The 20702-nt window shown below is 63.6% G+C and carries 18 protein-coding genes; 8 read left to right on the forward strand and 10 right to left on the reverse strand.

Translation table 11 applies throughout. The annotated features are described in order from the left end of the window. Positions 1-83 precede the first annotated feature (83 nt). Entirely contained in the window at positions 84-2777 is a 2694-nt protein-coding gene (locus ACQY6T_RS07955; RefSeq protein ID WP_428630122.1) for a LuxR C-terminal-related transcriptional regulator, read from the reverse strand. Positions 2778-2960: 183 nt separating this feature from the next. On the opposite strand from ACQY6T_RS07955, the gene ACQY6T_RS07960 reads away from it, so the two are divergent. The 5 genes from ACQY6T_RS07960 (at position 2961) to ACQY6T_RS07980 (ending at position 9940) form a co-directional block, all read left to right on the forward strand. Beyond that, positions 2961-5552 (forward strand): TonB-dependent receptor, encoded by a 2592-nt coding sequence (locus ACQY6T_RS07960; RefSeq protein ID WP_428630124.1) that lies wholly within the window; start codon positions 2961-2963, stop codon positions 5550-5552. A 79-nt stretch (positions 5553-5631) separates the two neighbouring features. Further along, positions 5632-6402, forward strand: a complete 771-nt coding sequence (locus ACQY6T_RS07965; RefSeq protein WP_428630126.1) for a glucose 1-dehydrogenase — start codon at positions 5632-5634, stop codon at positions 6400-6402. Positions 6403-6426: 24 nt separating this feature from the next. Beyond that, positions 6427-7230: an SDR family NAD(P)-dependent oxidoreductase gene (locus ACQY6T_RS07970; RefSeq protein WP_428630128.1), complete on the forward strand. Its 804-nt coding sequence runs from the start codon at positions 6427-6429 to the stop codon at positions 7228-7230. Positions 7231-7266: 36 nt separating this feature from the next. Then, positions 7267-8391, forward strand: a complete 1125-nt coding sequence (locus ACQY6T_RS07975) for a DUF5938 domain-containing protein (protein ID WP_428630130.1) — start codon at positions 7267-7269, stop codon at positions 8389-8391. Between the two features lie 13 nt (positions 8392-8404). Further along, positions 8405-9940, forward strand: a complete 1536-nt coding sequence (locus tag ACQY6T_RS07980) for an AMP-binding protein (protein ID WP_428630132.1) — start codon at positions 8405-8407, stop codon at positions 9938-9940. Positions 9941-10108: 168 nt separating this feature from the next. Here the strand turns inward: ACQY6T_RS07980 and ACQY6T_RS07985 are convergent, their stop codons facing one another. The 6 genes from ACQY6T_RS07985 to ACQY6T_RS08010 all read right to left on the reverse strand — a co-directional run bounded on the left by ACQY6T_RS07985 (position 10109) and on the right by ACQY6T_RS08010 (position 14910). Further along, positions 10109-10771, reverse strand: coding sequence for a TetR/AcrR family transcriptional regulator (locus ACQY6T_RS07985; protein ID WP_428630134.1), 663 nt, complete (start codon positions 10769-10771; stop codon positions 10109-10111). A 148-nt stretch (positions 10772-10919) separates the two neighbouring features. After that, positions 10920-11546 (reverse strand): RraA family protein, encoded by a 627-nt coding sequence (locus tag ACQY6T_RS07990; RefSeq protein WP_428630136.1) that lies wholly within the window; start codon positions 11544-11546, stop codon positions 10920-10922. After that, the gene (locus tag ACQY6T_RS07995; protein WP_428630137.1) at positions 11543-12199 is read right to left on the reverse strand and encodes an RraA family protein; all 657 of its coding nucleotides are present in this window, start codon (positions 12197-12199) and stop codon (positions 11543-11545) included. The genes ACQY6T_RS07990 and ACQY6T_RS07995 overlap by 4 nt, the downstream gene beginning before the upstream one ends. 10 nt (positions 12200-12209) lie before the next feature. Next, positions 12210-12875 (reverse strand): RraA family protein, encoded by a 666-nt coding sequence (locus ACQY6T_RS08000; protein WP_428630138.1) that lies wholly within the window; start codon positions 12873-12875, stop codon positions 12210-12212. 1 nt (position 12876) lies between these two features. Then, on the reverse strand, positions 12877-13890 hold the full coding sequence (locus tag ACQY6T_RS08005; protein WP_428630140.1) for a protocatechuate 3,4-dioxygenase: 1014 nt from the start codon (positions 13888-13890) through the stop codon (positions 12877-12879). A gap of 15 nt (positions 13891-13905) precedes the next feature. Continuing rightward, positions 13906-14910 (reverse strand): amidohydrolase family protein, encoded by a 1005-nt coding sequence (locus tag ACQY6T_RS08010; protein ID WP_428630142.1) that lies wholly within the window; start codon positions 14908-14910, stop codon positions 13906-13908. A 103-nt stretch (positions 14911-15013) separates the two neighbouring features. Between ACQY6T_RS08010 and ACQY6T_RS08015 the strand changes: the two genes are divergently transcribed. Further along, a complete protein-coding gene (locus ACQY6T_RS08015) occupies positions 15014-16261 on the forward strand; it encodes a flavin-dependent oxidoreductase (RefSeq protein WP_428630144.1) in 1248 nt (415 codons plus the stop codon). 69 nt (positions 16262-16330) lie between these two features. Then, on the forward strand, positions 16331-16876 hold the full coding sequence (locus ACQY6T_RS08020) for a MarR family winged helix-turn-helix transcriptional regulator (RefSeq protein ID WP_428630146.1): 546 nt from the start codon (positions 16331-16333) through the stop codon (positions 16874-16876). Here ACQY6T_RS08020 and maiA read toward each other — a convergent pair. Together maiA and ACQY6T_RS08030 are read right to left on the reverse strand one after the other, a co-directional pair. Next, complete coding sequence (gene maiA, locus ACQY6T_RS08025; RefSeq protein ID WP_428630148.1) at positions 16848-17462, reverse strand: maleylacetoacetate isomerase; 615 nt, start codon at positions 17460-17462, stop codon at positions 16848-16850. The two genes, ACQY6T_RS08020 and maiA, sit on opposite strands and share 29 nt — an antisense overlap. Further along, entirely contained in the window at positions 17459-18166 is a 708-nt protein-coding gene (locus ACQY6T_RS08030; protein WP_428630149.1) for a fumarylacetoacetate hydrolase family protein, read from the reverse strand. The genes maiA and ACQY6T_RS08030 overlap by 4 nt, the downstream gene beginning before the upstream one ends. A 138-nt stretch (positions 18167-18304) precedes the next feature. Between ACQY6T_RS08030 and gtdA the strand changes: the two genes are divergently transcribed. Further along, positions 18305-19357, forward strand: a complete 1053-nt coding sequence (gene gtdA, locus ACQY6T_RS08035) for a gentisate 1,2-dioxygenase (protein ID WP_428630151.1) — start codon at positions 18305-18307, stop codon at positions 19355-19357. An 8-nt stretch (positions 19358-19365) separates the two neighbouring features. On the opposite strand, the gene ACQY6T_RS08040 is transcribed toward gtdA, so the two are convergent. Further along, positions 19366-20691, reverse strand: coding sequence for a Rieske 2Fe-2S domain-containing protein (locus tag ACQY6T_RS08040; protein ID WP_428630152.1), 1326 nt, complete (start codon positions 20689-20691; stop codon positions 19366-19368). Positions 20692-20702: the final 11 nt, after the last annotated feature.

The raw sequence follows: 20702 nt of genomic DNA on the forward strand, positions 1-20702 counted from the left end.
TGCCAAAGCGTTTCGGTTGCGCATATCCTCCCATGTTCGATGATACAGCTCAGCCTTGGGAATAAATGCGGCGATGCAGGAGGTCAGTGGCGCGGCGTAATCTCGATCAGCTTCAAACCCAAAGTCGAGGCATTTTGCACCGCCTCTTCGCGGGTGTTGGCGCGCAGCTTTCGCATCACATTCTTGAGATGCCATTTCACCGTTTCGGGCGCCAGTTGCAGGGTGCGGGCAATTTCCTTGTTCGATTCGCCCGCGTTCAGCGCGCTCAATATTTCGATCTCGCGCTCGGTTAGAAAAGAAAACGCTTCGCCTGGCGCGGACGCGTGTGTGCCCTCCAGCGCGGGGTTGCGCCGCGACGCTTCGGCGAGTTTCAGCAGCGCAAGGAAACAATCGGACGCATAAGCTTCGCTGCAGAAATTCTGCACGCCGCGAACCCCCGTAACGTCGAGCACGTCGACGATAGTACGCCGGAACCCAACGCTGGCGGCATGATTGAGGAACCGCACCGTTTCCAGGTCGACCATTTTGTCGCACCGACCACTGAGTTGCGGCAAGATGTTGAACAGCGTCGCTGCGGTGCGCAACTCGCTGTCGTCGGCATTCGACGCGAGTTGCAGCAACCGCTCGGCGACCAGCGTCAACCGCGGCCGATCCCCATTGGCGATCGCCTCATAAGCGCGCATCTCGGCGAGCAGCGCAAAGGCGCGCCCCGGCACCGAGAGCGGATCGATGACCGCCGCTTCCTCGTCGACCAGCGCGACCACCGCTTCGGGATCGATCGTTTGCGGCAGACGCAGGCGCGCGCGTTCGACAACGCACAGCGCCTTGAGCGGCATCCAGCCGCGGTCGAAGGCGATGAATTCGGCGCGGTCAATCAGCGCCGCAGCTTCGTCGACCACTCCCGCATTTGCCGCGACGCGGATCGCAACAAAGAAAGCGTGGATCAACGCATCCTGAAACACCCCCTGTTCGAGGAGCGGCAGCGCCGCGGCCGCCAAGGCCGCCGCTTCGACCGGATCGTCGCGTTCGTAGCAGTAACGCGCGAGCGCCGCGTCGATGAGCGCCGCCGCGAGGCTCGGCTCGGCTCCCGCCCGCCGCGTGTCGCGCAGCACCCGCTCCGCTTCGCCAAGCCGACCCTGGGCCCGTGACACGGCGGCCCGAGCGCAGACGCCAAGCGCTAGCGGCAGGTCGAGCGAGCCGTGAAAACGACGCGACATCAGCGGACGGACCGAATCATGGACAAGCCCGAACAGGCCGCGTCGCAACGCGCCGTGCGCGCGCATCGCGCGGACCATCGCGACGGCAAAATCCGAAAGCCCGTCTGGCGCAGCCAAAATCCGGTCGCAGGCCTCGGCCACCTCGTCGAGCCGGTCGCCAACATAAGCGCGATAGAATAGTTTGACCGCTTCGGCTTCAGCTTCGGTGCCACGCACTGTGAGCGCGGCCAGCGCGTTGCCCGCGTCAACGCGCCCGGTCAGCACGGCCAGCCATGCGTCCGAGTGGACGAGCGCCGGGGTTTCGGCGATCAGCGCGCGTGGCAATTGCCCGAGCCAGCCGGCCACGCGCCCGCTCATTCCGCGTTCAAGCATCGGCATCGCGATCTCGGCGATCAACGCGCCGGCATGATCGATATCGCCGCCGGCCAGCGCCTGATCGACCGCTTCGGCCATCAATCCCCGCGCCGCATAATAGCGCGCGGCGGCGCGGTGCAACTGGGCCTGCTCACCTTGGTCGGTGCGCCGCAATAGCGCCGCGCGAAAGGCGGGATGGAAATTGTACCAGCCGCCGCCGTCCATCGACGCTTCGATGAACAAGCCTTGCGCGGCGAGGTTGGCGAGCAGCTTGTCGGTATCGGCTTTCCCGCTCAGCAATCGGCCAAGGCCGACGTCGAGTTTCGGCGCGACGGCGATACGGTGGAGGAAGGTTTGCGCCGTGTCGGAAACATCGTCGATCAGCGCGCCGAATTGCGCATCGATCCGGCTGGTCAAGTCGCGCCAGCCATCGTCAGCGGCGAGCCCGTCGGGCTGCTGCGCCGCGAGCCGCGCCCCCGCGGGCCAGCCCCGCAGAAAATCATTAAGCGCTGCGCGGTGCTTCGGGTCGAGTTTCACGCCGGCACCAGCCAGGAAAGTGCCCAGTTCCTCATCGGTCAATGCGAGTTCGGCGGCGCCAATGCGAAGCATCATGCCCCGCCGTTCCGGCCTTCCGATCTCGACCGGAGGCAGGGCGCGGCTCGCGAGCACGAGCCGCAATTGCGCCGGTGGATGGCAGAGAAGCTGATTCAGCACGTCGATGGCGCGCGCGTCGACGATCCGGTCGATATCGTCGAGGACCAGCAGCAACGGCTGGCTCGCGGCGTCGATTTGCTCGGCGAGCGCGTCGGCCAGCCTTGCCGGCGATGCTGTATCACACGCCGGCATATTATCGGCCATAATGGCGCCTCGTGCCAGCCGTACCGCTTCGAACAGCTGGTCGACAGCGGCGGCGTCCTTGTCGGCGCGATCGAAGGATATCCAGCCTGCCGACCAGCCTTCCTCGCGCGCCTGCGCGCTCAGGGCGGCGCAAAAGGCGGTCTTGCCATAACCCGCGGGCGCCCGGACGATGCACAGCTCATGCCGCGCGAGCGCGCCGAGCCAGCGTTGCCGCCGTTCCAGGCCGACAAGATCAGGCGGGAAGCGCGGCGGCGCATAGTGGCGCGGGATAAAGCGCGGGCGAACAGGTGGCGGCACCGCCCGGAGCAGCGCCTTTGTTTCGATCCTCGATCCCGGTTGGACGGTCATGTCTGTGCCCTTCCTTTATCCCCTCTGGCTACGCCGCGCGAGCCCGCTCGGCAAGCGTCACGCAGCCATCCCCCCCATCGCTCCCCCCGCCGTCCGGCCTGTCGCGGCCGCCGCTCCCGCCATAGCCTCTGCTCCATCGACGGCCCCGCACAGAACCGGGCCGCAATCCGTGGGAGAGAAGATGTGACGAAGAAAGCTTATCTGGCGACCTGCCTGTCCACCACGATGCTGATCGGCTGGCATGGCGCCGCCTATGCGCAGGAAACGGGCGCAGCGTCGGCACCCGAGGCCGAAAGCGGCGGGATCGCGGAGATCGTCGTTACAGCACAGAAACGTGCGCAGAACCTTCAGGATGTACCCGTTGCAATCTCGGCACTCGCGGGCGAGGAACTGGAATCGCGCGGGATCAGCGAAACATCGGATTTGCAGGGCTTTGTACCCAGTCTTCAGATCACCACGCCCTATGGTCGCACCCAACCCAATTTCTCGTTGCGCGGGGTGTCGGTCGCCAATGAATTCTCCGCCTCCACGGCGTCGCCGGTTGGCGTTTATGTCGACGAAGTCTATCAAAGCTTCCGCGCCAGCCACGGGCAACAGCTTTACGATCTGGAACGGGTCGAAGTGCTACGCGGGCCGCAAGGCACGCTTTATGGCCGTAACACCACCGGCGGCGCGATCAGCTTTTTCAGCAACAAGCCCGAACTCGGCGCCAGCACTGGCACGTTGACCGTCGGCTATGCCAATTACGACACCAAGACGATTGAAGGCGCGCTCGAGGCAACACTGATTCCCGATAAGCTGGGCATCCGCGTCGCGGGAACCTTCGCCAAGGGCGACGGCTGGCAGTATAATCCCGTTCAGGACCGCGATGTCGGCACCACCAACACGGTTGCTGGTCGCGTCTCATTGCGCTGGAAACCCTCCGACACGATCGACATCAATCTGAAAGGCTATTTCGCGCGCGACAATCCGCTCGCGCCGAACCCCTATGCGTTGGGCCAGCTCGACGGTGGTCGCGACGTGCTCGGCTATTCGCGTTTCGATCCGGCGCAGAACGGCGGCGCGCCGCTCGGTAAGAACGAGGTCGCCGCCGACACGGGCGGACGCTATTTCACTTCGTCCAGAGGCGTGGCGCTCAACATCGCGGTCGAGCTTAGCGACACCGTCTCGGTTACCTCGATCACCGGCTATGACAGGGGCAAATATCGCAACTCGCCCTTCGACTGCGATGGTTCGCCGAACACCGTCTGCGCGCTGCGCTACAATTCAGAGAGCACGAACTTCAATCAAGATTTACGCTTCAACTACAAGGGCGACCGGCTCAACCTCGTCGCCGGTCTCTATTATGGCGTCGACAAGATTGACACGCGCAACGAGATCGATTTCTTCGGCGTGCTGAAACCAATCCTGCAGGGCGCGGGTGTACCCAATTCCTTCTTCAACGCGCCGGTTTCGGCGCCGCAGGCCGCCGCCTTCGTTCCCGCTTTCGCGGTAAATCCCGCTCTCGATCCGACCAATCCCGCCAATTGTTCTGCCGTGCCGACGGGCAATCCTAACGGCTTTCTGGACGCGAGGTCGCTGATCGCGCTGCTGACCGATATCCAGGTCAATAATTCGGGTGGCGGTGGTTTTGGCGGCGCGATTTCGGCGGCGTGCCGCGCCGCCGGGGCGCCACCCTTCGGCCCGATCAGCGGCGAACAAAATTATACAATCAAACGTCCGTCGGCGGCGATCTATTTCGACGGCAGCTATGATCTGACCGATGCACTGACGGTCAGCGTTGGCCTGCGCTACACAATGGACAAGGTCAAATATCTGAATGGGCGAACGGTGCTTTACGATCTGGGCGGAACGATCCGTGCCAGCACCATCCCCTATACCTTCCCCTATGATCCAAGCGCCCCGGCGCTCGCGCAAAACGAAAAGGCCAATCGCCTGACTGGCCGCGTCAATGTGAGCTATGAATTCGCCGACGATATGATGGGCTATCTGAACTACAGCCGCGGTTACCGCAGTGGCAGTTTCAACGGGCTTGCTTATCAGGGGACCAATCAGGTCTATTACATCCAGCCCGAACAGATCAACGCCTATGAGGGCGGGCTCAAGATGCGCTTCCTCGATCGGCGCGTTCAACTGAACCTCGCGGGTTTCTATTATGATTATAAGAACCACCAGGTGACGCAGGTCATCGGCGCCACCACCTTTACCCGCAGCGCGAATGGCAGGCTATTTGGCGGTGAGGCCGAACTGACGGTGCAGGCGGCCGGTAATCTTCGCTTGGATGCGTCGATGAGCCTGCTGCGCAGCAAATATAAGGGCAATGTGCTGGATCCTGCCGATCCGTCGAGCCCGACACGCAACGTCAACGGCAACCCGTTCCCCAACGCGCCGCGGAGTACTTTCTCGGCCGGGTTCGACTGGGATGTGATCGACGATGGCAATAACAAGCTGACGCTGCGCGGGGACGCGGCCTATACCGGAAAATATTATTTCGACCCGTTCGGCGATTATGACCAGAACCCCTGCGACCGTGCCGGTGCGCCGGGCAATGTTCGCCCCGCCGGTCCCGCGATCACGTGCGGCAACCCGGGATACTGGCTGGTCAACAGCCGTCTGACGTTCGAGCATGGCAATTATGCCGTGAGCCTGTGGGTCAAGAATCTGACCAACAAATTCTATTATAGCTACGGCCTCAACATCGATATCTTCGGCCTCGATTATCTGAACCGCGGCACGCCGCGCACCTATGGCGTCGAAGTGACGGCGAAGTTCTGATCGCTTCGGTCGCGGGGATTGGCGGTATTTTTTTCGCCTGCCGATCCCCGCGTCCCCCTTCGGCAGAAAGGATGACGACATGAAGCGTTTCGAAGGCAAAACCGTCCTGATTACTGGGGCAGCGCGTGGCATCGGCCTCGCGGCGGCCGAGCAGTTTGCGAGCGAAGGCGCAGCGGTGACGATCACCGACATCGATGAAGGCGAAGCGGTCGATGCGGCAGAGCGGCTGCGTCAGACCGGGCTCGACGTCGAGGCGCGCCGCCAGGACGTGACCGACGAAACCGAATGGACCGAGGTGATCGGTGCGATCGTCGCTGCGCGCGGGAATCTCGACATATTGGTCAACAATGCCGGCGCGGCGTTCCTGAAGACCGTAGAAGAAACCAGCGTCGATGACTGGCGCCGGTTGATGGCAATCAACCTGGAAAGCGTCTTTCTGGGTACCCGAACCGCGATCACTGCGATGAAGGAGAAAGGCGGGGTGATCGTCAATGTCGCTTCGATCGCCGCCAATATCGCCGAACCGTTGTTCCCGGCCTATAATGCGACCAAGGCCGGCGTCGCGATGTTCACCAAGGCCGCCGCAGTCAATTGCGCGCGCCAGGGGTGGCCGGTGCGGATTAATTCGCTCCATCCCGGTTATTGCGAAACGAAGCTGGTCGCCGACGCCGTCGAAGGGCTGGGCGATGCGGCGGCGGATTTTGCGGCGACCACCGTCGCGGCGATCCCGCTCGGCCGCATGGCCACCCCCTATGAAATCGCCCGCCCGCTGCTGTTCCTGGCGAGCGACGACGCCGCCTATATGGTCGGCAGCGAGTTGGTGGTCGACGGCGGCTATATCGCGATTTGATGGCGACGTGACGGAGAAGCGACCATGAACAAGTTCGACCTTTCGGGCCGCAAGGCGCTGATTACCGGCGCCGCCGCAGGCATCGGCGCGGGTACCGCCCGCGCGCTCGCCGACGCCGGGGCAGCGGTGGTCATCGCCGATATCGACGAGGCCGGCGGCCGCGCCTGCGCCGAAACGCTCCAGGCATCGGGCGCGACCGCGATCTTCGTACCACTCGACGTCCGTTCCGACACCGGATGGAGCGCCGCGATCGATCAGGCCATCAGCAGCATCGGCGGGCTCGACATCGTCATCAACAACGCCGGGATCGAAATCTCGTCGCTGCTGATCGACCAGTCGGCCGACGACCTGAAACGCATGTGCGACGTCAACATCGTCGGCACCGCGCTCGGCATCAAACATGGGTTTCGCGCGATGAAACCGGGCGGTGCCGCCGGCCAGGGCGGCGCGATCGTCAACATCGCATCGGTTGCAGCGACGATCGCCTTTCCCGGGATTGGCGGCTATTCGGCGACCAAATCCGCGGTCGATCGCTTGACCCGCATCGCTGCCGCCGAAGCGGGCAAGCTTGGCTATGGCGTGCGCGTCAATTGCGTCTGTCCGGGGCTCGTCCCGACCGCGATGGGCGCCAAGCTGGCGGGCGACATGGCCGAGATCGGGCTGTTTGCGAGCGCCGAAGAAGCCGTCGGCGGCGTGATTGCGCAAACGCCATTGGGGCGATTGGGCGAAATTGCCGACATGGCCGACGTCATCGTCTTTCTATGCAGCGACGCGGCCCGGTTCGTCACCGGCACCGCCGTGTCGGTCGATGGCGGCATGGGCAGCTGAATTTCATCATCTTAACAAGCGGAGCGGGAACAGGATATGAGCGAGAAGAAACCAGTCATCGTCTATGGCGCATCGGGCTACACCGGCCGCCTTGTCTGCGAATATCTGCGCGAGCTGGGTGTTCCGTTCATCGCCGCGGGGCGCGACAAAAAACGCGTACAGGAAGTGATGGACAAGGTCCCGGGCATCGAGACCGCCGATTATGAAGTCGTCGAGGTCGAGCACAGCGTCAAGGCGCTGACCAAGCTGTTCAAGGGCGCCAAGGTCGTGTGCAACATGGTCGGCCCGTTCATCAAATACGGCCCCGAGACGGTCGAGGCGTGCCTGGCGGCCGACTGCCATTACCTCGACACCACCGGCGAGCAGGACTGGATGCTGCTCGCGCAGGAAAAATGGGGCGAGGCCTTCGCCAAGAAGGGCCTGCTGCTTTCCCCGTGCGTCGCGCAGATGTACACAACGGGCGAGATCGCGGCGAATATCGCGCTGGAAACGATGCCCGGCCTCGACACGCTCGACATGCTGGTGCTGTGGAAAGGTTTCCCGACCTATGCCTCGGTCCAGACGATCTTCACGATCCTGAAGGCTGACTGGTATTATCTTGAAAATAATCAATATGTTCAGTGGCCGACGCTGACCGCGACCGAGTGCCAGGTTCCGGGCCAGCACGCGACCGCGCTCACTTTGCCGTGGGGCGGCACGTCGCACCCGATCTGGTTCAAACAGGATCCGCGGGTTTCGACAGTCAAGGTCTATGGCGGGGTGTTCGCGCGCGAGGTCATGGACAATGTCGTCGCGATGACCAAGATGATCGATACCGACATCAAACCGCTGCCGTTCAAGGAACAGGAAGCGGCGCTCGCGAAAATGGCGGAATCGGTCCAGGGTGACATGCCGCCGCGCGAAAATCCGCGGCTCAACACCAGCATCGACTCGGTTTACGCCTCGGGCCCGCTCGGCCGCGCACATGTGCTGATCCACGGCAATTGCAATTATAAGCAGACCGGGTTGATGCAGGCGTGGGCGGCGATGAATCTCCTCCAGCAGCCGCCGCGCCGCGTGGGCTTCGCGTCGGCTTGCCAGGCGTTCGGGCATCATGAAATCCTCGGCACGCTGCGCGCTTTCGGCCTGGTCCTGAAACCGATCGTCACGGTCGACGATTGAAGGGAGGGCGGCGATGCGGCTGGTTGACTGGCTCGACAAGGGGGCGTCGCTAGGAGCCGACGTCGACTGCCTGACGATGGACGGCAACAGCTTGTCCTACGCCGAGGTGCAGGCGCTGACCCACCGCGTTGCGCGCGGACTGAACGGCGCGGGGATCACCCCGGGCAAGCATGTCGCGATCCTGTCGGGCAACGATCCGGTCGCCTTTGCCTGCGTCTTTGCCATCTCGCGCGCCGCCGCGGTGTGGTGCCCGATCAACCCGCGCAACGAAGCCGCCGAAAACGCCTTCGTCCTCGACAATTTCGACTGCGCCGCTTTGTTCTTCCATTCGAAATTCGCCGACCTGGTCGATACGCTGCGCAAGGATCTGCCCAAGCTCGAGCTGCTCGTCTGCCTCGACGCGGAGCAGTCTTTCGCACCCTCGCTCGATCAGTGGCTGGCCGGCGTCCCCGACACGCCATTCACGGCGGCGCCTGTCAGCGACCTTGCGATGCTCCCCGGCACCGGCGGAACGACGGGTCATCCGAAAGGGGTGATGCTGACGAACCGTAATCTGGAGGCAATGACCGCCCTGACTCTGATGGGCTATCCGTTCGAGGGACGGCCCGTGTACCTCGCGATGGCGCCACTGACCCACGCAGCAGGGGTGCTGGCCTTCCCGATCATGGCGCATGGCGGCGAGATCGTGATCATGCCCTATCCCGATATCGGAGCGTTTCTGTCGCTCGCGTCGGAGCACCGGGCAACGCACACCTTCTTGCCGCCGACGCTGATCTATATGCTGATCGACCATCCGGCTTTGCCCGGAACCGATCTCTCCGCGCTCCAATGCTTCTGGTACGGCGCGGCACCGATTTCGGCGGCGCGGCTGGAAGAAGCGATCGGCAAGATCGGCCCGGTGATGGCGCAGCTGTTCGGGCAGACCGAAGCGCCGATGATGATCTCGATGATGGCGCCCAGCGATCACTTCCACGCAGATGGATCGATCGCGCGCCACCGCTTGTCCTCGGCGGGCAAGCCCGGACCGCTGGTCCAGGTTGCGATCCTCGACAGCGAAAATAATATCGTCGCGCAGGGTGAACGCGGCGAGATCGTCGTCAAAGGCTCGCTGGTAATGGACGGCTATTACAAGAACCCCGATGCCACCGCCGAAGCGACGGTGGACGGCTGGCACCGCACCGGCGACATCGGCTATCTCGACCCCGACAATTTCCTGTTCATCGTCGACCGCGCCAAGGACATGATCATCACCGGCGGCTTCAACGTCTATTCGGCCGAGGTTGAGCAGGCCTTGCTCGCACATCCGGCGGTTCAGGACGGCGCGGTGTTCGGCCTGCCTGACGATAAATGGGGTGAACGCGTTTGCGCGGTGGTCCAATTGCGCATCGGGCAAAGCGCCGATCCGCAAGAGATCATCGCCTCGGTCAAAGCCGCGATCGGCAGCGTCAAGGCGCCCAAGGAACTCGAAATCTGGGACGATCTGCCGCGCTCAAAGGTCGGCAAGGTGCTGAAGAAGGACATCCGCGCTCAGAAGCTGGCGGGGGATTGACCAGCGCCCACCGCGTGGTCCGGATTATTTGTTGGTGGATTGACGCCCTCATCGCCAGTGTTGGCGTAGGTGGAGCGAAGCGGAGCCACAGGGGGCGACACTGGCGGTGGAACGGCCTCGGGTGCTGGCCGTCAGCTTCATGAAAGACGATTTGACCTCGGCGTCCCGCTAGGCTCCACGCTTGCGCAAGCCATCGAGCACCAGCTTGACGAGAAAGGTCTGAAAGGCGGCCGTCAATTCTTCCATGTCGGTTCCTTCGGGGACCAGCTCGCGCACCAGCGGCGAGGCCGACGAAAAAAAGTCGCTCGCGCCCAGCACAGCGAGATGCAAAAACAGCGGATCGGTCGGCGCAAGTTCCTTCCCCCCGTCCGCGCCCAAGATATCGCGGTAAAACTCCACGAGATCGCGGTTCATCGCGCCGACCCGGGCGCGCGATTCGACGGTTCCCGCATCGGCGAGTTCGTCGATGACAAGGCGGTGCATGAACGGCGCCCGGCGCACGAGCTGAACCGTCCGCGCAATATGGTCGGCCAAAGCGGCCGTCGGTTCGGCCTTTGACGGCTCGCCGCGCGACGCGTGCGCGGTGACCCGATCAACGACCGCGACAAGCAGCGCGGTGCGGTTACCGAAATAATAGCGGATCAGCGCCGGGTCGGCATTTGCTTCCTGCGCGATGCGCGCAATCGTCACGCGGGCCGGCGGCAATATGCGCAGCAATTTTTCCGTCGCGGTCAGCAGCCGTTCGCGTCCGACGTCGTTCTCGCCGGGGACGGGGCGTCCCTGTCCCCTTTTCGTGGATACTGTCTTTGCGACGATCGCAGGTTTGGTCATGGCGTGGGGTTCATGCTTCCTAAAAACCCAGGCAAATGCCCGAGGATATTCTTAGCGGCGTGAATATACGCACTGCGTAACCGAGGCAAGCAACATGGGCTGGCGATCCAGCCGTCCTTTCCTTCGCGTGAAATCAGCGACGCAGATGCTAGCCGGCTCCCAAGCCGTAAAGGTCGACGGTTCGTTCACCGCCTCGAATCCGATCGAGTTTGGTCTCCTCGTCGCGCAGGCGATCCGCCCCAGCGACCAAAGCGACGGCGAAATCAACTGGCGGCAGTGCAATGACTCCGTCGCGATCGCCAACGATCATGTCGCCTTGTTTGACCACAATATCGCCGATACGGATCGGGCGACGAAGCCAGGCCGTCGCGCCATGGCCCTTGATCGTTCCGCGCAGACAGATTCCGTTGGAAAAGACCGGGAAATTTCCGATCGCCAGTCCGGCGACGTCGCGAACGCCGCCGTCGATGACTAGGCCGCCCAGCCGCTGCGCCAACGCTGCTTCGTTGAGGATATCGCCCCAATAGCCCCATTCCAATCCGCCGCTGGTCGAGACGACCAGAACGTCGCCGGGTGCGGCCTGATAAAGGGCGCGATGAATCCACAAATTGTCACCCGCCGGGACGTGAACGGTAAAGGCGGGGCCGACGACCCGCATATCGGGCGCTACCGGCTTGATCGCAGACGGGAGCGCGCCGATCCGCCCTGCCGCCTCGTGCAAGGTTGCGGCGCCGAGAAGGCCAGCCTCGGTCAGTTGTTCGGCGGTGTAGGTCATTGGGCGTCGCGGCGTTGGAGCAGATGATACTCCTGCTGCTGGCGCGCCTCGTCCAATCTTGATCCACCGGCGATCGCATCGCGGATGCGCATTTCGGCGGCGTCGATCGTCTCCGCCGCGTCGAGTACTTCGCCCTCACGGTCGGCGGGAATAACCACGACGCCGTCCGAATCCCCGCGCACAATATCGCCGGGCGACACCCGCACGTCGCCGATCGTGACGATCACCTGGGTCGCGTCGAGCTGTACCCGATCCTTGCCGGTGCGCATCGAATAGCTGCGGCTGTACATCGGATAGCCGAGGTCGAGCGCGAGATGGGTGTCGCGGCACGCGCCGTCGATCACGGTGCCGCCAAGGCCGCGCTTGTTGGCGGTGAAGGTCAATATGTCTCCCCACACCGTGGCGTCGGGCCGACCGCCATTGTCGATCACCACGACATACCCCTCTGGCACGTCATCGATAAAGTCGCCGACCGTACCGAGCGGATGGCCGACCGGCGCGTAGGCCAGCGTGAAGGCGCGGCCCGCCAGTCGGAACTTGTGATCGAGCGGCTTGATGCCGAGGCACTGGCCGGCGATGCCGAGCTTGTCGAGCGCGTCGCTGAGCGTCGCGGTTTCGAGCTTGCTCGCGCGTTTCACATTCGCGTCGGTCATTCGCCCATCCTCATTTCGGCGTCTCCAATAGATGTTCGTAATCCCCGCCCATCACGGTCGAGACGGGATGGCCGGCAAGAACCGCCTTGGTCATGGCGGCCTCACGCGAGGCGATGCGTTCGGCGGCAGCGAGCACGGCGGCGATCCGGTCGGCGGGGATGAACGCCGCGCCGCTGCCGTCGGCGACCACCCAGTCGCCGGTGGCGACGAGGGTGTCGCCGACGGTGATCGGCTCGCCCGTCGCCTTCTCATATATGCGCCCGCGCGCGGTGCGTGCGGTCGACCCGCGCGCGTAAACGGGGAAGCCGATTTCGGCGGCTTCATCGACGTCGCGCGCCAGCCCTTCGACGATCACGCCGGAAATGCCCCGCCCACGCGCCGCGTTCGACAGGATACCGCCCCAGCCGGCGCATTCGACACCGGTGCGCTGTTCAACGACGATCACTTGCCCGGGCGCGGCGCGATCGATCGCGGTGGTGCACAGGTGGCGCGGCGTGCTTCCCTCAGGCGGTTTCCCTGCAGCGAGCTTCACCGTGATGATCGATCCCGAAACGCGCCTCTTGGCGGCGCGCGATCCCAGTCCCGTCACCGACGGCGGCAAGCCAAGCTGGTCGAGCGCATCCGAAACGGCGCAGGCGTCGAGCCGCGCCAGGCGGGTGGCAAAATCATCGCTCATGTCAGTTCCAGTAAACAAAGCCGTTGGCGGTGCCGGTTCCCGCTTCGGACCGGTAGCACGGCTGATAATCGACGATATCCCCGGACAGCTCGGTCTCGAACAGCGCGCCGGCGGCCGCGATCCAGTTCTTGAGTTCGCTCGAACCGGATTGCAGCCAGTCCTCACCGATCGCGCACAAGCCTTCCGCATCGCGCGCCGCAAGCGCCGCGAAAATCTGGTGGTCGAATGTCTCGTCGATCACGAAATGCGACATGCCGCCCGACCCGAAAATGGCGACGCGCGCGTCCGGTTTCCACGCCTTGATCGCACGCCCAACAGCGCGTCCCATCTCGAAACAGCGACGCGCGGTCGGCTGGTTGGGGGGGAAGAAGGTGTTGGTGATGAAGGGCACGTGCGGCACCACCTGGTCGCGCATGATCTGCCGATAGACGAAGCCGAAGGCATGACCGATGCCGCTGTGCCAATGATTGTCGAGCCGCGGCAGCTGGCTGGCGCGGGTGATGTCGAAGCCGTTCGCGACCAGATCGCCGATCAGGTAGTTGGCAAGCTCCGGGTGCCCCGGATATTCGGTGTAAGCGGGCGGCTTGTGCCCCCATTCGGCAGCGTGGATGCCCGGCGGGTGCTTTGCCGCCTGTTCGGGCGACGACGGCTCATTCCATATCGCATCGCCGTTAAAAACGGTGAAAGCGGGCATCAGTGCGTCGTTGAACAATTCCTGCTGGTCGTTGCCGAAGATCACCGCAACATCGGGTTTCGCCGCTGCATAAGCGTCGGCCATCCGGTCGATCGCGGCGCGGCAGGCGGCATTGCGCTTGGTGCGCTCGGCGAGCGAACTCTTCTCGGCCAGTCCCTCATCGCGGCGCATCTCGACCAGGGTGTCGAAGTCGTAACGCCCGGTCTGATACCAATGCGCCTTGTTTGCGTGGTCGGCCGGCAATCGCAGCAACCACTCCTCGGGCGTCGTCGAGAGCGTGGGACCGTGGGTGGTCCACATGCCGAGCACGATCTGAGCCATGAACAGTCTCCAATATCAGACGTCGAGGTTGAACACCCGGCGGGCATTATCTTCGAAGATCATCTTTTTCTGCGCGTCGCTCAGCCAGTCGAAGCCGGCGATAGTCGGGGCGATGTCGTCCATCGTCCGCCCGTCGCTGCCGGCAATTTTCGACCCGACCCCCGGACATTCGGATCCGAACAGGCATTGTTCGGGACCGACGGTTTCGATCAACAGGCGCAGCGCGCCTTCGGTGTAGAGCACCGTGTCGTAATAGAGTTTGCGCATCCCTTCCGAAAACCGCCGCGTCGATCCGGGGTTGATCGAGCCCGCCTCGAACCGGCCGAGCTGATAAGGGATCGCGCCGCCGCCGTGGCTGACCACGATCTTCAGATCGGGGAAATCGGTCAGCACATCCGAATTGACGAGGTTGAAGACCGCTGTCGTTTCCTCGTTGATGAAATGCAGCGAATAGGGTTCGCGGTCGGATCGCGATCCGGTCGCATGGATGTGCGCGGGCAGGTCGAGCTCGCATAATTTCTCGTACAGCGGATACCAGTAGCGTTCGTTCAGCCCGGGCGGATGGGTGCCGGTGTTTTCATAGGGATCGGGGTTGAGCAGACAGCCCTTGAAGCCGAGCGAAATGCAGCGGTCGAGTTCGGCGAACGTGTTTTCGATCGGCTCGCCCGCGACCTGCGGCAGCCCGCACACCCCGACAAATTTGTCGGGAAACAGCCCCATCTGGCGATGGATGATGATGTTGCACTCTTCGACGAACCAGTGAACCACGCGGCCCGGCTCAAAGCTCGACATCATCTGGAAAGGACGCGGCGAAATAAGCTGCAGATCAGTGCCATGTTTGTGCAGCATGTCGAGGTGCCCGCACGGCGCCATCTCGACCTTGTTCGCGGCGGCGCGGATTTGATCGTCGCTGACGTTGACCTTGCCGCGCCCGTGGCTGCCGCGGTGCGACAGCACCCCCGCCTTATACGCCCACAGCTCCACCGGGGCGCTCACATGCCCGTGGCAATCGATAATCATCTGGCCGCTCCCGCCATATCGCCGAATCGATCCTGACTCGACATCATCAGACGTCTGATAGTATAGGGTCGCTCGACACGCAACCGGTTTGGGAAAAACGATCATGGGAAAACCGCTCAACATCGCGATTGTCGGCGGCGGAATCGCGGGCCTGGCGCTGGCGCTGGGACTCCACCGCCACGGCATGTCGGCCCGGATTTACGAGACGGCGCCCGAGATCGCTGAAATCGGCGTCGGCATCACCCTGCTGCCGCACGCGATGCGCGAAATCGCCGCGCTCGGGCTGGCAGACAAGGTCGTCGCCGCCGGGATCGAGAACCGCACCAGCGCCTTCTTCAACCGCTTCGGGCAAAAAATCTACAGCGAGGCGCGCGGCAAATATGCTGGTTATCCCCACCCCGAAATCGGGCTGCATCGCGGCCGTCTGCACGGCATCTTGCTCGCCGCTGTGCGCGCGCGACTTGGCGCCGATTCGGTCGTCTGCGATCATCAATGCGTCGGGCTCGACCAGAGCGAGACGCAGGTTAACTTGCATTTCAAGGCGACGTCGGACGGATCGGCGCGGGCGCCGGTGACCGCCGACATCGTCATCGCCTGCGACGGAATCAACTCTGCGATCCGGCGCCATTTCTATCCCGCCGAAACCGTTGCCTTTACCGGGATCAACACATGGCGCGGCATCACCCGGCGACCACCTATCCTGGGCGGACGAACCTATATGCGGGTAGGATCGATCAAGACCGGAAAGATCGTGATCTATCCGATCGCCGACGATATCGACGGCACCGGCAAACAGCTGATCAACTGGGTGGCCGAGATCGAGAGCAGCGCCGGTCAGCGCAACGACTGGAACCAGGCCGGCCATGCCGCCGACTTCCTGCCGCTCTACGAAAGCTTCAAGTTCGACTGGCTCGACGTCGCCCAGTTGATCCGCGATGCGGATACCGTGCTCGAATATCCGATGGTCGACAAGGACCCGGTCGATCGCTGGACCTTTGGCCGCGTGACCTTTGCCGGGGACGCGGCGCATCCGATGTATCCGCGCGGATCGAACGGGTCGGCGCAGGCGCTGATCGATGCTCGGCGGCTGGCCGACCTGCTCGCCGCGCACAGCGACCCGACCGCCGCCTTCGCCGACTATGAAGCCGATCGTCGTCCGGCCACGTCGCAGATCGTCCGCACCAATCGGGCCAGCCCCCCCGACATCATCAATCTGAAAGTCGAGGAACTGGTCGGTGACCGTCCGTTCGACAATCTGGACGACCATATCTCGCAAAGCGAATTGCGTGCCCTGTCGGACCAGTACAAACGCGTCGCCGGCTTCAGCATCGAGGCGGCGCCGCGCCGCTGACACCGCGCCGGGCTTCCATCGCCGGAAAAATCGACTAACCACGGGGCACGGACGACGAAGGTAGCGAACATGGGCGTGACAGAAGATGGGCAACAGGGAGAAGGATCGCTCGAAGACCTTTATCAGCGGCCAGGGTTTCTGCTGCGCCGCGCCCACCAGATCAGCGCGGCCTTGTTTCTGGAGGAAGCCGCCGGACTCGGCCTGACGACCACCCAATATGGCGCGATGATTGCACTCCGTGCGCGCGGCAGCCTCGATCAGGTCGGGATTGCGACGCTTGTCGGCATCGACCGTTCGACGACGACGCTGGTCGTGAGCAAACTCGCCGAAGCGGGCTATATCGAACGGCGCGACGATGCGGTCGACAAGCGCCGCAAGATCATCACCCTGTCGAAAGCCGGTCATGCGATGCTGGCCCGCGTCGCTGCGCCGGCGCAGCGCGCCCGGGACCGCGCCCTCGAACCATTCTCGGCAACCGACGCCGCCAAATTTCTCGCGCTGCTCGAACGCTTCGTCGATGCCTTCAACGCGCAAACCCGCGCGCCCATTCGGGCCGAGACAGCGGAACAGCGACCTCGGCGCATAGCTAAACCGGCGGCGGCGCCGCCCGCATAAAGGCGGGCAGCGCGGCCGCGCGATCGGCGATCGCGGTCACCCGCGGGAACGGCGCCAGATCGACCTTGAAACGCCGGGCGTTGTACATCTGCGGCACCAGACAGGCATCTACGATATTGGGGGCATCGCCGCCCGCAAATGGCGTGTCGGGCAACAGCCCCTCGAGCGCCGTGAAGCCTTGCGCGACCCAGTGCCGGTACCAGTCGTCGATCGCGGCCTTGCCCTGCCCCATGTCATGCTCGAGATATTGCAGGACGCGCAGATTGTTGATCGGGTGAACGTCGCAAGCGATCGTCAGCGTCATTTCCATCGCCCGTGCCCGCATAAGCGGATCGGCGGGGATCATCCGCGGTTCGGGATGGAGCGCGTCGAGATATTCGATGATCGCGAGGCTCTGCCCCAGCACCAAGCCGTCGACCTCAAGCGCCGGAACGAGACCCGCCGGATTGACGGCAAGATAGTCGGGCGCCCGCTGCTCGCCCGCACGCAGTACGTAATTGCGCTTTTGATAGCCCAGCTCTTTCAGTTCCAGAACGATGCGGACGCGGTAGCTGGCCGACGACAAAGAGAAATCGTGCAGGATCATGCGAAATCCGGGTCGCGGTCGCCGATCTTCACCCGCAACGTTTCCAACCCTTCGATGGTCACTTCGACGACGTCGCCCGGGACGACCGCACCGACCCCGGCCGGGGTGCCGGTGAAAATCAGGTCGCCCGGAAGCAACCTTTCGAAGCGGCTGACATGGGCGATGGTCTCCGCACAATCCCAGATCAGGTCTGCGATGTCGGCGTCCTGTTTAACAGCGCCGTTGACGGTCAGCCGGATCGGCGCCGCCGTCATGGGACCGATATCGCCGACCCGGCGGATCGCCGCCATCGGCGCGGAACAGGCGAAATTCTTGCCGGTATCCCACGGCCGCCCCTTGTCACGAGCTTCCAGCTGTAAATCGCGGCGTGTCATGTCGAGTCCGACCGCGTAGCCGAACACAAGGTCGAGCGCATCGGCCACGCTGACCTTGGTCCCAGCCCTGCCGATCGCGATCACCAGTTCGGCCTCGAAGTGATAGTTGGCGGTCTCGGGCGGATACGGAATCGTCGTACCATTTGGCACCAGCGCGTCGGCCCATTTGGTGAAAAAGAATGGTGCCTCGCGGTTCGGATCTTTCCCCATTTCGCGCGCATGCGCTTCGTAATTGCGACCGATGCAGAAAATGCGGCCGACGGGAAAGACCTGATCCGTTCCTTCGATCGCGGCGACGGGGCGATCCGGGAGCGCAAAAACATGGGTCATGACAAAATCCTCTCGTGACGACGTCCGGCGGCGCGGTGCGGGCGTAGGGCCCACGAATTCGCACCTCGGCGATGGTTGGCAATTGCATCGATCCATATCAGGGTGCATAATTCCTGCAAGAATGAATAAGGACTCGCGATGACCTCGACCGCATACCCGTCGAACCTGGAAGCCGCGCGCGGCGATTTCTACGAACGCCTGACGCCCGAGGGGCTGGCGCCGCTGTGGAAGGTGCTCGCCGCCCTCGTCACGCCTACCCCGCAGACCCCCGCCGTGGCTGCTGCCTGGTCGTTCGGCCGGATCGAACCGCTGCTGATGGAAGCGGGCGAGCTGATCACCGCAGCCGAGGCCGAACGCCGGGTGCTGATCCTGGAGAACCCCGCGATGCCGGGACAGTCACGGATCACCAGCACGCTCTATGCCGGACTCCAGCTGATCCTGCCCGGCGAGGTCGCTCCGGCGCACCGGCACACCCAGAATGCCCTGCGCTTCATCATGTCGGGCGACGGCGCCTTCACCGCGCTCGACGGCGAGCGCGCCTATATGCACCAGCATGACCTGATTCTGACCCCCGCGTGGCTGTGGCACGATCATGGCAACGAGACCGACCAGCCGATGATCTGGCTCGACGGGCTCGATATCCCGCTCGTCCAGATGCTCGACGCCAGCTTTGCGGAACATCGCGAGGATCGCGGCGCGTGGCCGACATCGCGCCCAGCGGGCGATGCGGGGATGCGCTGGGGCCGCAACATGCGCCCCGTCCATGCCGGACGCGCCGCGGGCCAATGCAATCCCCTCTTCATCTATCCCTTCGCCGAATGGCGCGAGACGCTGGAGGTGCTCCGCCGCAGCGAAGCCCCGCATCCGCACGACGCCTATCTGATGGAATTCACCAACCCGGTCGATGGCGGCCCGGTGATGGCAACGATGTCAGCCTTTGCACGGCTGGTCCCGGCGGGTTTTGAAACGCGCGCCGCGCGATCGAGCGACGGGACGATCCATGTGGTGGTCGAGGGCACCGGGACGCTGTTCATCGACGATATCGCGTTCGCCCTGACCCCGGGCGAGATCATGGTGGTGCCATCCTGGGCCGAGCGGCGGTTCGCGGCCGACAGCGATCTGGTGCTGTTCAGCTATTCGGACCGCGCAACGCAGGAAAAGCTATCACTGTGGCGGGAGTGCTTGGGTTAGCGGCAGCCTTAACCCGCCTGCTCCTCCTCCAGCGCCACCCCGAACCGCGCCGTTACAGGCCGCGCCGCCGCGGGATGATCGGGATCGATACCCATCGCGGCGCAATAATCCTCCCACACCGCGCGCGGCTGACCCGCCTGGAACAGAAATTCGTGGAGGTGATGGGCAAAGAACGGGTGCTTCAGGAAGCCCTCCAGGCTGGCGCCGCCGACCAGCAGATCGCGCTCGGCAGTCGGCAGCTCGACATTCTTCGCCTTTGCCGGATCGCGGATGACGCCCTTGGGGTCTTCGCCGCGCTCGACCGCTGCGATGTCCTGGAGCAATTGTTTGCGCAGCATCTGAATACCGCGATCACTCAGCCCCAGCTTCTCTTTCGTCCGATCGGCGATCACCCCCTGCCCGACCCACGCGACGAAATCCTGGTTCATCACATGGCGGCTATGCCAGCGACCGGTTTCGGGATCCACGATCGGCCCGCGCCACGTCGGGATGCGGTCCTGAACATAGGGTTCCCGTTCGTTCGGCACACGGTTGAACATCCACCCGATGCTGAGCATATTTTCATCGTCGATCGGAATGCGCCACTCGAAATGGTCGCCGAGGAAAAAGGCGTTGGGCCACAGGCATACGCGGCCCACCGTCCACATCGAATGTTTGTCCGACAGATCCTCGCGGATACGGCGATAGATGAGGCCATGGTCGAATTCGTCAAACGCGACCTGCAAATGGCGCGGGCCTAGCTCGGCATTTTCATCATCCTGCCGGCGGCCCCAGTTCATATGCATCCATTCGAAATGCACCGGGTCGATCGAATTTTCCTGCGCCTGAAGCCAGTTGCATGGTAGCTCTGAAATCACGATCTGGCGAAAGCCGTTCGCCCAGTTGAAAGGTTCCCAGTCGGGTAGCTCGGGCGCCGGCGCCGGCCCCATATAGGTCCACAGCAATCCGGCGTGGGCGCGCACCGGATACGCCTTGATCTTGATCTTGTCTTTATACTTGGCCTGCGGAACGACGGTGTCCTCGAACGGCATTTCGACGCACTGGCCGCTCTGGTCATAGGCCCAGCCATGATAGTTGCAGCGCAGCCCGCATTTCTCGACAAAGCCGTACGACAGGTCGGCGCGGCGGTGGGCGCATTGGCGTTCGACCAGCCCGAACTTGTCGCTAAGGTCGCGGTACAGCACCAGATCTTCGCCGAGCAGCCGGATCGCCTTGACCCGCTGGGTGTCGAATTCACTGACCCCGGCGACCGGGAACCAATAGCGGCGCAGCACTTCGCCCATCGGCGTGCCGGGTCCGACCTGGGTCAGCAATATATTCTGGGCGGCGTCCATCTTGCTCTCCC

This window comes from Sphingopyxis sp. (assembly GCF_965279725.1).
GTDB lineage: Bacteria > Pseudomonadota > Alphaproteobacteria > Sphingomonadales > Sphingomonadaceae > Sphingopyxis.

What these genes read in the sequence shown, in the direction of transcription:
- ACQY6T_RS07955 (WP_428630122.1), bottom strand. Translation starts at nt 2,777, where the DNA reads ATGACCGTCCAACCGGGATCGAGGATCGAAACAAAGGCGCTGCTCCGG.
- ACQY6T_RS07965 (WP_428630126.1), top strand. Translation starts at nt 5,632, where the DNA reads ATGAAGCGTTTCGAAGGCAAAACCGTCCTGATTACTGGGGCAGCGCGT.
- ACQY6T_RS07970 (WP_428630128.1), top strand. Translation starts at nt 6,427, where the DNA reads ATGAACAAGTTCGACCTTTCGGGCCGCAAGGCGCTGATTACCGGCGCC.
- ACQY6T_RS07975 (WP_428630130.1), top strand. Translation starts at nt 7,267, where the DNA reads ATGAGCGAGAAGAAACCAGTCATCGTCTATGGCGCATCGGGCTACACC.
- ACQY6T_RS07980 (WP_428630132.1), top strand. Translation starts at nt 8,405, where the DNA reads ATGCGGCTGGTTGACTGGCTCGACAAGGGGGCGTCGCTAGGAGCCGAC.
- ACQY6T_RS07985 (WP_428630134.1), bottom strand. Translation starts at nt 10,771, where the DNA reads ATGACCAAACCTGCGATCGTCGCAAAGACAGTATCCACGAAAAGGGGA.
- ACQY6T_RS07990 (WP_428630136.1), bottom strand. Translation starts at nt 11,546, where the DNA reads ATGACCTACACCGCCGAACAACTGACCGAGGCTGGCCTTCTCGGCGCC.
- ACQY6T_RS07995 (WP_428630137.1), bottom strand. Translation starts at nt 12,199, where the DNA reads ATGACCGACGCGAATGTGAAACGCGCGAGCAAGCTCGAAACCGCGACG.
- ACQY6T_RS08000 (WP_428630138.1), bottom strand. Translation starts at nt 12,875, where the DNA reads ATGAGCGATGATTTTGCCACCCGCCTGGCGCGGCTCGACGCCTGCGCC.
- ACQY6T_RS08005 (WP_428630140.1), bottom strand. Translation starts at nt 13,890, where the DNA reads ATGGCTCAGATCGTGCTCGGCATGTGGACCACCCACGGTCCCACGCTC.
- ACQY6T_RS08010 (WP_428630142.1), bottom strand. Translation starts at nt 14,910, where the DNA reads ATGATTATCGATTGCCACGGGCATGTGAGCGCCCCGGTGGAGCTGTGG.
- ACQY6T_RS08015 (WP_428630144.1), top strand. Translation starts at nt 15,014, where the DNA reads ATGGGAAAACCGCTCAACATCGCGATTGTCGGCGGCGGAATCGCGGGC.
- ACQY6T_RS08020 (WP_428630146.1), top strand. Translation starts at nt 16,331, where the DNA reads ATGGGCGTGACAGAAGATGGGCAACAGGGAGAAGGATCGCTCGAAGAC.
- maiA (WP_428630148.1), bottom strand. Translation starts at nt 17,462, where the DNA reads ATGATCCTGCACGATTTCTCTTTGTCGTCGGCCAGCTACCGCGTCCGC.
- ACQY6T_RS08030 (WP_428630149.1), bottom strand. Translation starts at nt 18,166, where the DNA reads ATGACCCATGTTTTTGCGCTCCCGGATCGCCCCGTCGCCGCGATCGAA.
- gtdA (WP_428630151.1), top strand. Translation starts at nt 18,305, where the DNA reads ATGACCTCGACCGCATACCCGTCGAACCTGGAAGCCGCGCGCGGCGAT.
- ACQY6T_RS08040 (WP_428630152.1), bottom strand. Translation starts at nt 20,691, where the DNA reads ATGGACGCCGCCCAGAATATATTGCTGACCCAGGTCGGACCCGGCACG.